This is a genomic window from Actinomyces oris, assembly GCF_001553935.1.
Classification (GTDB): Bacteria; Actinomycetota; Actinomycetes; order Actinomycetales; family Actinomycetaceae; genus Actinomyces; species Actinomyces oris_A.
In genome coordinates this window covers 2,560,462-2,573,764 of record NZ_CP014232.1, presented here as the reverse complement: position 1 = coordinate 2,573,764, position 13,303 = coordinate 2,560,462, and the positions used below count along the sequence as shown (strand labels likewise).

Sequence of the window (13,303 nt, the reverse complement as noted above, 5' to 3'; positions counted from 1 at the left end):
GTGCGATCCTCATCGCCCACAGGCCTGTGCCCGCTGCGATCTGCGCCCCGGTCAACTCCAGGGATAGGGCCCCTCCGGCCGCCTTCTGGTAGCACGGGGGCGGTTCACCCGCCTGGAGCCCTTGGAACTGGTGCTCTTGGAGGCTGCCGTCCCGGAATCCCGACGGGACTGTGCGTGAGGGCTCCGGGACGTTCCTGATGAACGCGACGGCGACTTCAGGCTGTGCGGCTGAGCCGCCGACGCAGTGCTCGACGGCGCCGAGACGGTCGAGCCGTGGGCGGCGGCGTCGGCGAAGACAATGCGCTCGGCCACTGCGCGCGCGTGGCGGGCACTGCGGCGGTAAAGATCCTCGAGCTCTCGCTCCCTGCCCGCACCCAGGCCGATGAGGCGCCCCACCAGGCGGATCTCCCGAATCTGGATGGGGAGGACCTGGGAGCGCGGCCCCGAGGCGCGTCCGGTTCCCAGGACGATCGCCGAGCGCAGGCGGCTGGCCAGGATCCAGGCCGCGATCAGCTCTCCTCCGTCGTCCGCGCTCAGGACCCCCGCCTGAACCGCGGCCTGGAGCGCGCCGACGGTCGAGGTGGTCCGAAGCTGGGGTATCCGGCCGGCGTGGGCGAGCTGAAGCACTTGGGCGCTCCATTCCACGTCACTGAGCCCCCCGGGGCCGAGCTTGAGATGGCGAGCCGGGTTGATGCCCCGGGGCAGGCGCTCGGCCTCCACCCGCGCCTTGATCCTGCGGATCTCCCGCAGGTCCTGGGGCGCCAGTCCCTTCTGCGCCCAGCGCAACGGGTTGACGAGCTCCTCGAAGCGCCGGCCCAGTTCGCGGTCTCCGCTGCAGGGACGGGCGCGCAACAGCGCCTGGCGCTCCCACAGGGCGGACCACCGGCCGTAGTACTCGCGGTAGGCGTCCAGCGAGCGGCTCATGACACCGTTGCGGCCCTCCGGCCGCAGGCCGCAGTCCACCTCAAGGGGGTGCGGGAGCGCCGCGGCCAGCAGTCCCATGACCTGCTTGGCGACGGCCTCGGCCTCTTGTGCGGCGGCCTCCTCCCCCGCCCCGTCACGGACCTGGTGAACGAAGAGGACGTCCGCGTCGGAGGCGTACCCGATCTCGCGACCTCCCAGGCGCCCCATGGCGATGATGGCGTGGCGGGCGCGAGCGGCCTGCCAGCACCCGCCTGCGTCGGGCCCCGCGGAGACTGCCTCCACCCCGTCGCGCTGGGCGATGACCAGACCGGTGGCCACGGTCAGTGCCCCCTCCAGGACCGCGTCGGTAGCGTCGGAGAGGATGGAGGCGGTGCGTTCAGGGTCGATGCCGTCCAGGCAGTCCGCCAGTGAGGCACGCACTTCCTCACGGGCGCGCACTCTCAGGATCGCCTGGACCGCCTCGAGTGCCTGCTCGGTAAGAGCAGCGTCATCGGGGCCGGTCAGGCTGCGACGGCGCAGGACGGCGGCGATCTCCTCCGCCAGGGCACCGGATCGGCGGGGGGCGAGCTCGCCGTCGTCGTCGAGCCAGGCGATGGACTCGGGGAACTCCGCGAGGCGTTCGGTGGCCCAGTGTGCGCTGGAAAGGACCTGACACAGTCTGCGTGCCGCCACCGGGGAGTCCCGCAGCATGGCCAGGTACCAGTGCGAGCCCCCAATGGCCTCAGACAGCCGCCGGAAGGAGAGCAGACCGAAGTCGGGGTCGGCTCCCTCACCGATCCAGCCGATGATGACCGGCAACAGCTGGCGCTGGATCGCGGCGCGACGACTGACCCCCTCGGTGAGGGCCTGGATGTGGCGCAGGGCGCCGTCGGGGTCCGCGTAGCCGACGGCGGCAAGACGCTCGCGCGCCGCCTGAGGACTCAGAGCCATCTCATCGGCGCTGAGGGCGGCCGCGAAGGCCAGCAGGGGACGGTAGTAGATCTCCTGGTGGAGGGCCCGTACCCGCCGACGCAGGTCCTTGAAGTCCTCCCAGAGGCTGTCTGCGTGGCCCAGGCAGTTGCTGACGCCCCGCTCGATGCGGCGCAGATCCTCCTCCTTGTCAGGAAGGTTGTGGGTGCGGCGCAGCCGGAAGAGCTGGCTGCGATGCTCCAGCAGCCGCAGGGCCTTGTAGCAGCCGCTCAAGGCCGCGGCATCGGTGCGGCTGACGTATCCGCCCGCGCTGAGAGCGTCGAGGGCCTCCAGGGTGCCGCGCACGCGCAGACTCTCGTCGGAACGGCCATGGACGAGCTGGAGGAGCTGGACGGTGAACTCGACGTCCCGCAGTCCCCCAGGGCCCAGCTTGATACGCCGGTCCACTCCGCCGCGTGGCACGGACTCCTTCTCCACCCGGCGCCGCATGGCCCGGGCGTCCTCGACGAAGTTCTCCCGTCGGCTGGCCTCCCACACAAAGGGTGCGACGCCCTGCTCGTAGCGGGCGCCGACCTCGAGGTCCCCGGCGCAGGCCCTGGCCTTGAGCAGGGCCTGGAACTCCCAGGAGGCGGCCCATCTGCGGTAGTAGGCCAGGTGGGAATCGAGAGTGCGCACGAGCGCACCGTCCTTGCCCTCAGGCCGTAGCGCCGTGTCCAGTGGCCACAGGGGCGGCTCGGGCGCGGTGGCGGAGACGACGTGGGCGAGCTCGGTGGCCAGGTGCGTGCCGACCTCCACGAGCTGCTCCTCGCTGATCGGCTCCTGAACGTCATGTGGATCGTGGGCGGGGCCGACGACGTAGACGACGTCGACGTCCGAGACGTAGTTGAGCTCTCGGGCCCCCGTCTTTCCCATGGCGATCACGGCAAGGGCCACCTCATCGGCCCGCGGTCCGACGGCGGCACGGGCCACGAGCAAGGCCGCGTCCAGGGCAGCGTCGGCCAGAGCGGTCATGCGGCGGCACACGGTGGGGACGTGCTCGATCGGGTCGGCGCTGGTGAGGTCATCGGCGACGATCGCCGTGAGCCGGTCCCGGTAGGCGCGTCGCAGCGCCGCGGTCGCCCGGCCGACGGCAGCGTCTCCCGGCTGCGAGGGTCCCTTATCGCTGTCCGAGGGGGCCGCATCCGCGGCGTCTGCCCGCCCCAGCACGTCGCCCACCGCCCGTCGCAGCGCCTCACCGGCACTGGGCTCCTGCGGAGCGTCCCACGCCCTGTCAGGCGCGAGCGCGGTGAGGTGCTCGGGATGGGCCACGAGGAAGTCGCCCAGGGCCTGCGAGGCGCCCAGGACCGCCAGCAGGCGGCGTCTGTGCTCACGCGGCCCTGCGGCCGGTTCGCTCATGACGCTCCGCAGAAGTACTGCCGGCCTCGTCGTGCACCCTGCCTCGACACCACCCGCCGAAGCCAGGTGGCCCGATTCGGCGGTGGCCGCGGCCTCGGCGAGCCGGACAAGGCTGAGCAGAGCCATGTCAGGATCCGAGGTGAGAGCCAGGGAGTCGATGAGCTCCTCACGCGCCGGTCCGAGCCGCACCTCGGCAGGTCGGCCGCCCGGCCGCCTGGAGCGGTCCGCTGAGGCGAATCCGCCGGGGATGACACCCTCTTCGCCGACATCGTCGCTCTGAGGATCGTCCAAAAGGAAGGGCAGCAGCGCCGGGTCGCCCAGAAGCCTTCCGGCACGAGCGGCGTCGTGGAATCCGGCCCGCAGCAGCAGGGTCCTGGGCGAGGAGCTGTGCCGGGAGGGTGATCCGATCGGCGCGCGCTTCTCGCTGCGGTCTCTCACGGCTATCTCCCGCTGTGCTCAGGCTCGCGGGAAGAACTGGCTGATCTCGAAGTCGGTGACCTGGGCGTCGTAGGCCCGGTACTCGCGGCGCTTGTTGCGCAGGAAGAACTCGAAGGTGTCCTCACCAAAGGTGTCAGCCACCAAGTCGGAGCGCTCCATGGCGGCCACCGCGCTCTTGAGGGAGGTGGGCAGGGCGTGGATCCCCAGGGCCTTGCGCTCCATCTCGGACAGTGCCCACACGTCGTCCTCGGCCTCGGGGGGAAGCTCGTAGCCCTCCTCGATGCCCTTGAGCCCCGCTGCCAGGATGACCGCGTAAGCCAGGTAGGGGTTGGCCGAGGAGTCGATGCCGCGGAACTCCACGCGCGCGGACTGGGCCTTGCCGGGCTTGTGCATGGGCACGCGCACCAGGGCGGAGCGGTTGTTGTGGCCCCAGCACACGTAGCTGGGAGCCTCATCCCCTCCCCACAGGCGCTTGTAGGAGTTGACGTGCTGGTTGGTGACAGCCGTGATCTCCGAGGCGTGGTGCAGCAGGCCGGCGATGAAGGAGCGACCGGTGGCGGAGAGCTGGTACTGGCCGGAGGGGTCGAAGAAGGCGTTGCGGTCGCCCTCGAACAGGGAGAAGTGGGTGTGCATGCCCGAGCCAAACTGGTCGGGGAAGGGCTTGGGCATGAAGGTAGCCAAGCAGCCTTCCTTGAGTGCCACCTCCTCCACGACGGCGCGGAAGGTCATGATGTTGTCCGCCATGGACAGGGCGTCGGCGAAGCGCAGATCGATCTCGTTCTGGCCAGGGCCACCCTCATGGTGGGAGAACTGCACCGAGATCCCCATCTGCTCGAGCATGAGGATGGCCTGGCGGCGGAAGTCGTGGGCGGTGCCCCCGGGCACGTGGTCGAAGTAGCCGGCGTCGTCAGTGGGGCGGATGCGCCCGTCGGCGTCACGGTTGACCAGGTAGAACTCGATCTCCGGGTGGATGTAGCAGGTGAAGCCGGCCTCGGCGACCCGAGCTAGCTGACGCTCGAGCACGGAGCGCGGGTCGGTGCGGGCGGGCTCGCCGTCGGGCGTGAGGACATCGCAGAACATGCGGGCCACGCCGTTGTCCCCGTCCCGCCAGGGCAGCATCTGGAAGGTGGAGGGGTCGGGGGCCAGGAGCATGTCGGACTCGAAGACGCGCGTCAGTCCCTCGATCGCCGATCCGTCGAAGCCGATGCCCTCCTCGAAGGCGCTCTCGACCTCGGCCGGTGCGATGGCCACGGACTTGAGCTGTCCGGAGACGTCGGTGAACCACAGGCGGATGAAGCTGATGTCGCGTTCCTCGATGGCTCGGAGCACGTACTCCTGCTGCTTGTCCATGGTGCCTCCTCAGCGTGGGGTGCGGCAGCGGGCCGACGGCGTGGCCGGCGTTCTTGCGCCTGAGACGTTCTGCTTGGTCCAGCCTAGTGCGCGGGTGCGTCAGGCAGGTTTCGGACAACGCCCACGGCGAAGGAGGTCAGAGGAAGGTCAGTGGCCCGTCCGACGCGCAGGCGCACTGCAACACCTCGGGTAGCCTCATGCCATGGCTACACCCGAGTCCCCTTACGGTACGTCCGCTCCCGTCGTCGCAGGCGGTAAGCCCGTGCGCGTTCATCACCTGGCGGCTGCCAAGAAGGACGGCACCAAGCTGGTCATGCTCACCGCCTACGACGCCGTGACCGCCCAGATCCTGGATGCGGCGGGAACCGACCTGCTGCTGGTGGGCGACTCCATCGGCAACGTCATGCTGGGGCATGACTCCACGCTGCCGGTGGAGCTTGACGAGATGGTAGTGGCCACCCGCTCGGTGGCCAGGGCGACCAAGCGCGCCCTGGTTGTGGCCGACCTCCCCTTCGGCACGTACGAGGCCGGTCCCGAGCAGGCACTGGCCAGCGCGGTACGTCTCATGAAGGCCGGGGCCAATGCCGTCAAGCTCGAGGGCGGCAGCCCCCGGGCAGCCAGCGTGAGGGCACTGGCCCAGGCGGGCATTCCGGTGGTGGGGCACCTGGGGTTCACTCCACAGAGCGTCAACATGCTCGGCGGCTTCCGGGTTCAGGGCCGTGGCGAGGCCGCTGACGTGCTGCTGGCCGACGCGCAAGCACTGGCCGAAGCGGGGGCGGTCGCCCTGGTCCTGGAGATGGTGCCCGAGCCCCTGGCCGCGCGCGTCACCGAGTCGCTCACGATCCCCACGATCGGTATCGGCGCTGGCGCGCGCTGCGACGGTCAGGTCCTGGTGTGGACGGACATGGCCGGGATGACGGACTGGTCTCCGCGCTTCGCCCACCAGTTCGGACAAGTCGGCGAGGCCCTCAGGCAGGCGGCCGCCGACTACGGGACCGCGGTACGCGAGGAGTCCTTCCCCGCGGAGAAGCACTGGTTCAGCTCCTGACGGCTTCTGACCGTGACAAGACCCACAGCGTCATGGCGGAGGCCCTGAACCACTGGCCGGAGGGAAGGTCCCGCGAACCGGATGCCTCCTTCTATGCTTACGACCATGACTTCTTCGGCTTCCCCTGCGTCCTCGGTCTCACTGGCCGACCGCGCGCCGCGTGGCACGCTGACTCCCGGGACGCTCAGTCCTGAGCGTCATGTGCCTGCGTCCATCGCACGCCCCGAGTACATGTTCCACGACGGCCCCGAGCGCGTCACGGCCTCGGAGATCAAGGATGCCGAGACGATCGAGCGGATCAGGGTCGCGGGGCGACTGGCCGCCCGCGCCCTGGCCGAGGCTGCCACGGCGATCGCCCCGGGGGTGAGCACCGATGAGCTCGACCGGATCGCCCACGAGTACCTGTGCGACCACGGCGCCTACCCCTCGTGCCTGGGCTACATGGGTTTCCCCAAGTCGATCTGCACCTCGATCAATGAGGTCATCTGCCACGGCATCCCGGACTCGACCCGCTTGAACGAGGGAGACCTCATCAATCTTGACGTCACCGCCTACATCGGCGGGGTCCACGGCGACACGAACGCCACCTACGCCGTCGGCGAGGTCGATCGCGAGACGGAGCTGCTCATCGAGCGCACCCGCACCGCGATGGAGCGGGGCATCAAGGCCGTCAAGCCGGGTCGCGAGGTCAATGTCATCGGCCGCGTCATCGAGGCCTACGCCAAGCGCTTCGACTACGGGGTGGTGCGCGACTACACCGGACACGGCGTCGGCGAGGCGTTCCACTCCGGCCTCATCATCCCCCACTACGACGCCGCTCCCCTGCACGACGACGTCATCGAGACGGGCATGGTGTTCACCATCGAGCCGATGCTCACCCTGGGTGGCATCGAGTGGGAGCAGTGGGACGACGGCTGGACGGTGGTCACTAAGGACCGTTCCCGTACTGCGCAGTTCGAGCACACGCTCGTGGTGACCGAGGACGGCGCCGACGTGCTCACCCTGCCTTGAGGCATTGGGTGAGGCATTGGGTATGGCTACCCATCCACATCCAGGACGGTCGAGCGGCGTCACGTTGCCTCGCGATAAGGTGACGACGTAGGGTCCTTGGGTAGCGGACATCTCTATTCTGCCCAGGAAGCCCATGCGGGTTTCTCCCTGTTTATTTCCTCCCGGAGGTTCTCATGGCTTTGCGCTTCAATCCACCGCCGAACTGGCCCGCGCCACCCGAGGGCTTCGAACCGCCTGCAGGCTGGCAGCCCGACCCGGCCTGGGGACCGGCTCCTGAGGGCTGGCAGATCTGGGTCGACGACTCCGCCGCCTCCAGCGCCTCAGCTGCCTCGGCCGCAGGTGACACCACCGAGACAGATCCGGCATGGGCTCCGACCCAGGCGGTGTCGACCGCCCCGACGGCCTCGTTGGGCACTGCCTCACAGGTTGCCGACCCGACAGGCATGTCGGCATCCGCTCCCTCAGGAGACTATGCCGGCGCTCCCGCAACTGGGGGCAGCCCTTACGCGGCCAACATGGACTACGCCCAGTCGCCCACGCCCTTCCAGCCCCAGGGGGCTGCCGGAGGCATGCAGCCTCCCACCGGCGGGTGGCAGCCCAATGCCGCCGCTCCGGCCGGCTCCGGCAATGGCTCCAAGCCGCTGACTCAGCAGTGGTGGTTCTGGACCGGTATTGCTGCAGTCGTCGTGGTCGTTCTGGTCATCGGTGGCATCTTCTTGTTCAAGGGCGATTCCAGTGAGTCCGACAACAAGGCGGACAGCACCTCAAGCTCGGAGCCGAACCACCAGAAGAAGTCCGCCCCCGACTCCGACAAGAAGTCGAGTGACTCTGACGAGACCGACAGCCCGGATCCGAAGAAGACCGGCAAGTCGGGCAGTAATGGCCCCGGCTCAAGCGAGAAGGACCCCATCGACCCCAAGGCCGGTGCAATCACCCTGAATGCAGGCAAGTACGACGACGACCCTAAGGCATCAGTGGACGTCACCTTCGGGGATGTCGAGTGGAACGCCACTGAGTCCATCAAGGCTGCCACGAACCAGTACAGCTACAAGGAGCCCCCTGCCGGCAAGGTGTATATTCGCGTTCCCGTTGAGATCACCTACCACGGTCAAGGACAGTTCGATGGGTACGATCTGAAGATCGGTTTCACCCACGACGGAAACACGGCAGAATCGGAGCTGCTTATCGGCGGGGAGTCACTCTTCAGCCGCCAAAGCATGCCCCGCGACGGAGGCAAGGCGAAGGGCGATTTCGTCTTCCTCGTTGACGAGTCCGCCGCCAATGAGAAGAAGGGCGCCTTCGCGGTGAGCGCTTTCTCTCAGGTGGACAACAAGAATGAGGTCTACGTGGCGGCGAAGTAACGCCACACCACCATCCACCTCATACGACGTCGGCTGTGGCCCGCCAGGATCCTGGCGGGCCACAGCCGTTTCCACACGTTCTCTCGTGCGGACGAGCCGACCTGTACGCCGGGTTCTGTTGCCGCCCGCCGTTACCGGCCTGGGCGGTGGCGACCATTCATCTTGGACCGCTGTTGCCAGCGGCCTCATGCGACCTACCCGCTGACTCGGGCGAGCAGCCTTCAAGCGCCAGCTGTGCGGTCTTGCTCCGGGCGGGGTTTACCGAGCCGCGACGGTCACCCGCCGCGCTGGTGGGCTCTTACCCCACCCTTTCACCCTTACCCACCGGTGTCCGATGGGCGGTCTGCTCTCTGTGGCACTGTCCCGCGGGTCACCCCGAGTGGCCGTTAGCCACCGCCCTGCTCTGTGGAGCCCGGACGTTCCTCAGCCCGCCACCGTTATGAAGGCGGTGGCGGTACCGCGGCCGCCCGGTCGGCTCGTCCGCACGGGTTAGTGTAGCGCCGTGGTGCAACAGCACGGGGACGCGTCCGCCGTCGGGACCCTGACTTCCCGGGAGCCGCCTATCATGTGCGGGTGCTCATCCTGCTTCCTCCCTCTGAGGGAAAGACTGCTCCTACCAGTGGACCATCACTGGATCTTGACTCGCTCCTGGACGCGGACAGGCTCACTGCTGCGCGCCGCGAGGTGATGTCCGCGCTGGCTGAGGTGAGCCGGAGCGATGAGGCGGCCTCCGTCCTGGGGCTGGGGCCGCGCAGCGCCGAGCAGGTGGGAACGAACCTAGTGCTGGAGACCTCACCCTGTGTCCCCGCCCATCAGCTGTTCACCGGGGTCCTGTACGAGGCCGCCCGGCTCGACTCGATCGCCGAGGAGGCGGCCGGCCGGGCTGCTCTGGAGCGCCACTGTGTTGTTCTCTCGGGACTGTGGGGCATCCTGTCCCCCACTGACCTGGTACCCGACCACCGCCTGTCGATGGGCACGTCCCTGCCCGGGCCGGGGCGCCTGCCTGCGTTCTGGAAGCAGCACCTGGCGTCGTCGCTCACTGAGATGGCTGCGCAGGGACTGGTGGTGGACTGCCGGTCGGCGGACTATGCGGCCGCGTGGAAGCCGTCCGCGCGCGACGGCGTTGAGGTCGTCAGCGTGCGCGTGGTGCGCACCGCCGACAACGGTTCGCGCAAGGTGGTCTCCCACATGGCCAAGCACGCTCGCGGACTGCTCACCGGAGAGCTCCTCAGAGCCGTCGCCGCCGAATCCGTGCCTGAGCACGCACAGGTGGATGACGTTGCGAGTGTCGCCCGGGGCCTAAAGGGCATCGACGACGTCGAGGTCTGCGAGCCGGACCGGCAGGGGCGACGGGTACTTACTTTGGTGACTCGCTGAAGCCGGTGACGGCCGACTTCAGACGCGGCCGCCGTCAGATATCCATACGCACGATGATGACGTCGTTCTCCTCGGCGTGGATGACTTCCTCGGCCGGGGCGGCCACAATACGGGCCAGCTCCTGGGGGCTGATCTCGACAGCGCCGCCCTCAACAGTGCGGCCCCTCATGGCAACGGCGCCGAGCCCACCGGTGGAGGTGCGGACGGCCTCATAGTCGGCCAGGAGAGGTGCCTCAATGGTCCCAGCCAAGTCTGCCCGCTGGTTCTCCAGGGAGTCGATCTCCTCATCGAGTCGGGCGAACTCGGCATCACGCTTGGCGGTGAGCTCACGGCCGGCCGCACGGATCTCCGACTCCTCCTGGCTGAGGCGTTCTGCCTCCTGCCGGGCGGAGTCGAGCGCCTCCATCGCCAGGATCTGCGCCTCCTCCAAGGCTGACTGGCGTTGGCCGAGCTGGTCGATCTCCCCCTGGATGGCGGAGAGGTCGCGGGCCGCGCTGGTTCCGGAGTGGAGACGCTCGCGCAGCACCTCAGCCCGGCGCACAACCTGACCGACCTCGTCCTCGCTACGGGTGGCCTGCTTCTTGGCTTCGTCAAGGGCGGCCTCGGCCTGGATGGCTGCGCGCTTGTTGACTTTGAGGCGCTCAATGACCGCCTCGATACGGGTGAGGACCGGAAGGTGCTTGCGCTCGTGACGCAGCCGTGCCAGGCGGGAGTCGAGGTCCTGCAGGTCGATGAGAAGGCGCTGCTGGGCGATAGGGGCGCTTGTCACGGCGGGTGCTCCTTCAGGTGCGTACACGTTGTTGCTGCGAATCCTCTCATGCCCGGTCAGGTCCGGTGGGCAGGCGCAGCGCCCACGGGTCCGTGACAATACGGGAGACCTGGACGGACAGCGAGGCTCCGCAGGCGTGGGCACCTTCAGTGAGCCTGCGGGCCAGGGGCTCCAGGCCGACCCACTCGGTGGCCCAGTGGGTGCCGCACAGGAGGTAGGGGCGGCCGTCCTCCAGGTGCTCGGAAGCGGGGTGGTGGCGCAGGTCGGCGGTGAGGAACACGTCGGCTCCGGCCTGCCGGGCCCGTTGCAGGAGAGAGTCGCCCGCCCCACCTGAGACGGCAATGCGTTCGACGACGGCGTCCAGGTCCCCGCCCACGAGGAGGCCGGGGGCGGAGTCGGGCAGGGCAGCGGCGACGTCCTCAGCGAGCTGGCGCAAAGTGACGGGTTGCGGGAGCGTGCCGATCCGTCCGATACCCTGATCCGGGGAGGCGGGGTCGGGCTCGAGGGGGACGGTGGAGACGAGACCGACGCGCTCGGCCAGGGCGTCAGCCACTCCCCCGTGGGCGGCGTCGAGGCTGGTGTGGGCGTTGAGGAGCGCGATGCCGGCCCGGATGAGGCGGTGGACGGTGCGGCCCTTGGGGTCGGTGGCCGCGACGTGGTCGGTACCGCGCAGGTAGAGGGGGTGGTGGGTGATAACCATGTCGACACCGGCGTCGATAGCCTCCTCGACGACGGCTGTCACCGGGTCGACGGCCAGCAGGATGCTGCGCACCGGCTCGGCGGGGTCGCCGCAGATGAGCCCGTTGGAGTCCCAGGAGGCGGCCAGGCCGGGAGGTGCGGCGGCCTCCACGAGGGCGACGACGTCACCGACGGTCAGGTGGCCTTCCGGAGTGCGGGGCGAGGGCTCGCGTCCAGCCTCGGGAGATGCGGGTGCAGGAGTGTGACTCATGCGACCAGGCTAGCGGTAGGGAGGGCAGTTCCTCAGACCTGGCGGACCCGGAGGACCACAGAGCCTGTGCGAGGGCATGCCTGACGGAACACAGTGGGGAAAACGACCGACGCGGCCACCATTTGGGGTAACCTACTTCCGCGCTGTTGGCCCCGCCGGTGCCGGCAGCGTCTGCCTCCTCGACGCCGTCGATGCGGTGGCCGCGCCCCCATAGCTCAGCGGTTAGAGCAGCGAGCTTATACCTCGTATCGTGTCTGATAAACACAAGGTCCTGGGTTCGAATCCCAGTGGGGGTACTGACGCCCCTTTTATTCACATATTGGGGGCGCTTCTCGCCTCCGTGGTGGAATCGGTAGACACCGCGACCTTAAAAGTCGCTGCCTACGGGCGTGCGGGTTCGAGTCCCGCCGGAGGCACCACAGCATCGCTATACAAACCCTCACCTCCGATTCTCGACACATCGGCGTCCCATCAACACACCTTTGCCCTCCCGCTACCGGAAGGGGGACACTGGTCCTGTTCTGCCCCCGCGTCAAGGAGTCGTCATGAAGATCGCCGCCCGGGCCACAGCCGCTCAGCCCTTCTATGCGATGAGCATCGGCGAACGCGCCGGGGTCCTCCAGGCGGAGGGCCACTCGATTGCCAAGCTCAGCCTGGGTGAGCCTGATTTCGGCGCCCCTCCCGCGGTCCGTGAGGAGATGTGCCGTGTCATGGACGGCCGGCCACTGCCCTACTCCCCCGCCCTGGGCCTGCTCGCACTGCGTGAGGCCATTGCGGATTTCTACCGGGACAGGCACGGCGTCGAGGTCGATCCCGCTCGGATCGTCGTCACCACCGGTGCGTCGTCGGCACTCCTGCTGGTGGCCGCCGCCACCACGCAGGCCGGTGACGACGTCGTCATCGCTGATCCGTCCTACCCCTGCAACCGGCAGCTGGTGGAGACCTACGGCGGCCGGATCGTTCTGGCCCCCACCAGTCCTGCCAGCCGATACCAGATGGACCGGGCCGCAGCCGAGGCGGCATGGACTCCCCAGACGAGCGCGGTGATGCTGGCGACCCCGTCCAACCCCACAGGCACATCCATCCCCTTCGAGGAGCTGGCATCGATCTGCGAGCTGGCGCGCGAACGCAGTGCCTGGCGGATCGTCGACGAGATCTACCTGGGCCTGGCTGATCCAGGCGAGGATGGCAGGCCTGCGCGCACCGTCCTGGAAGCCGATCCTGATGCGATCGTCATCAACTCCTTCTCCAAGTACTTCGGGATGACGGGATGGCGCCTGGGCTGGGCGATTCTTCCCGAGGAGCTGTTAGCCCCCGCCGAGAACCTGGCGGTGAACTACTTCCTGTGCGCCTCGACACCTATTCAGCAGGCCGCGCTGGCGGCCTTCTCCCCCGAATCCATCTCCGTGTGCGAGCAACGCAGACAAGAGCTCCTCGCCCGCAGGAGCATCGTGCTCGACGGGCTGCAACGCATCGGCCTTCCGGTCCCGGTCCTGCCCGACGGCGCCTTCTACGTCTACTTCGACGTCTCCTCCACGGGTCTTGACGCCCAGACCTTCTGTCACCGCGCCCTGGAGGAGGCTCATGTGGCCCTTACTCCGGGACAGGACTTCTCCACGACCACGGCCCGCACCCACGTTCGACTGTCCTACGCGGCCTCTCGCGACGAGCTGCACGAAGGAATGAAGCGCCTCGAAGCTTTCATCAACAGTCTGTAAATAAACAGGCATTCAACTCAATAATCTTGAGTCGAGGCGTGCACATCAATGTGG

9 protein-coding genes, 2 tRNA genes and 1 other RNA gene are annotated in these 13,303 nt (G+C 68.4%); 7 read left to right on the top strand and 5 right to left on the bottom strand.

Annotation, left to right across the window (positions count from 1 at the left end):
* Positions 1–51: 51 nt before the first annotated feature.
* Together AXE84_RS10385 and AXE84_RS10380 are read right to left on the bottom strand one after the other, a co-directional pair.
* Positions 52–3,666 carry a bifunctional [glutamine synthetase] adenylyltransferase/[glutamine synthetase]-adenylyl-L-tyrosine phosphorylase gene (locus AXE84_RS10385; RefSeq protein ID WP_060957820.1) on the bottom strand — a complete coding sequence of 1,205 codons (3,615 nt, stop codon included), beginning with the start codon at positions 3,664–3,666 and terminating at the stop codon, positions 52–54.
* 18 nt (positions 3,667–3,684) lie between these two features.
* Positions 3,685–5,016, bottom strand: a complete 1,332-nt coding sequence (locus tag AXE84_RS10380) for a glutamine synthetase family protein (RefSeq protein ID WP_060957819.1) — start codon at positions 5,014–5,016, stop codon at positions 3,685–3,687.
* 202 nt (positions 5,017–5,218) lie between these two features.
* Between AXE84_RS10380 and panB the strand changes: the two genes are divergently transcribed.
* The 3 genes from panB to AXE84_RS10365 all read left to right on the top strand — a co-directional run bounded on the left by panB (position 5,219) and on the right by AXE84_RS10365 (position 8,436).
* Positions 5,219–6,064, top strand: coding sequence for a 3-methyl-2-oxobutanoate hydroxymethyltransferase (gene panB, locus AXE84_RS10375; RefSeq protein WP_060957818.1), 846 nt, complete (start codon positions 5,219–5,221; stop codon positions 6,062–6,064).
* Positions 6,065–6,169: 105 nt separating this feature from the next.
* Complete coding sequence (gene map, locus AXE84_RS10370; protein WP_060958242.1) at positions 6,170–7,075, top strand: type I methionyl aminopeptidase; 906 nt, start codon at positions 6,170–6,172, stop codon at positions 7,073–7,075.
* Positions 7,076–7,248: 173 nt separating this feature from the next.
* Positions 7,249–8,436: a hypothetical protein gene (locus AXE84_RS10365; protein WP_060957817.1), complete on the top strand. Its 1,188-nt coding sequence runs from the start codon at positions 7,249–7,251 to the stop codon at positions 8,434–8,436.
* Between the two features lie 88 nt (positions 8,437–8,524).
* Here AXE84_RS10365 and rnpB read toward each other — a convergent pair.
* Positions 8,525–8,915: RNase P RNA component class A (rnpB, locus tag AXE84_RS10360), an RNA gene on the bottom strand.
* An 88-nt stretch (positions 8,916–9,003) separates the two neighbouring features.
* Between rnpB and AXE84_RS10355 the strand changes: the two genes are divergently transcribed.
* Complete coding sequence (locus tag AXE84_RS10355) at positions 9,004–9,813, top strand: YaaA family protein (RefSeq protein ID WP_060957816.1); 810 nt, start codon at positions 9,004–9,006, stop codon at positions 9,811–9,813.
* Positions 9,814–9,847: 34 nt separating this feature from the next.
* Here AXE84_RS10355 and AXE84_RS10350 read toward each other — a convergent pair whose 3' ends face one another.
* Both AXE84_RS10350 and AXE84_RS10345 read right to left on the bottom strand, forming a co-directional pair.
* A complete protein-coding gene (locus AXE84_RS10350) occupies positions 9,848–10,582 on the bottom strand; it encodes a zinc ribbon domain-containing protein (protein WP_060957815.1) in 735 nt (244 codons plus the stop codon).
* 46 nt (positions 10,583–10,628) lie between these two features.
* Positions 10,629–11,531, bottom strand: coding sequence for a Nif3-like dinuclear metal center hexameric protein (locus AXE84_RS10345; RefSeq protein WP_060957814.1), 903 nt, complete (start codon positions 11,529–11,531; stop codon positions 10,629–10,631).
* A gap of 204 nt (positions 11,532–11,735) precedes the next feature.
* Between AXE84_RS10345 and AXE84_RS10340 the strand changes: the two genes are divergently transcribed.
* The 3 genes from AXE84_RS10340 (at position 11,736) to AXE84_RS10330 (ending at position 13,249) form a co-directional block, all read left to right on the top strand.
* A tRNA-Ile gene (locus AXE84_RS10340) sits at positions 11,736–11,827 on the top strand.
* A 38-nt stretch (positions 11,828–11,865) separates the two neighbouring features.
* Positions 11,866–11,950, top strand: a tRNA-Leu gene (locus AXE84_RS10335).
* A gap of 126 nt (positions 11,951–12,076) precedes the next feature.
* Entirely contained in the window at positions 12,077–13,249 is a 1,173-nt protein-coding gene (locus AXE84_RS10330; RefSeq protein ID WP_060957813.1) for an aminotransferase class I/II-fold pyridoxal phosphate-dependent enzyme, read from the top strand.
* Positions 13,250–13,303 lie beyond the last annotated feature (54 nt).

Coding starts and splice junctions, on each gene's coding strand:
- AXE84_RS10380 (WP_060957819.1), bottom strand. CDS start 5,016: ATGGACAAGCAGCAGGAGTACGTGCTCCGAGCCATCGAGGAACGCGAC.
- panB (WP_060957818.1), top strand. CDS start 5,219: ATGGCTACACCCGAGTCCCCTTACGGTACGTCCGCTCCCGTCGTCGCA.
- map (WP_060958242.1), top strand. CDS start 6,170: ATGACTTCTTCGGCTTCCCCTGCGTCCTCGGTCTCACTGGCCGACCGC.
- AXE84_RS10365 (WP_060957817.1), top strand. CDS start 7,249: ATGGCTTTGCGCTTCAATCCACCGCCGAACTGGCCCGCGCCACCCGAG.
- AXE84_RS10345 (WP_060957814.1), bottom strand. CDS start 11,531: ATGAGTCACACTCCTGCACCCGCATCTCCCGAGGCTGGACGCGAGCCC.
- AXE84_RS10330 (WP_060957813.1), top strand. CDS start 12,077: ATGAAGATCGCCGCCCGGGCCACAGCCGCTCAGCCCTTCTATGCGATG.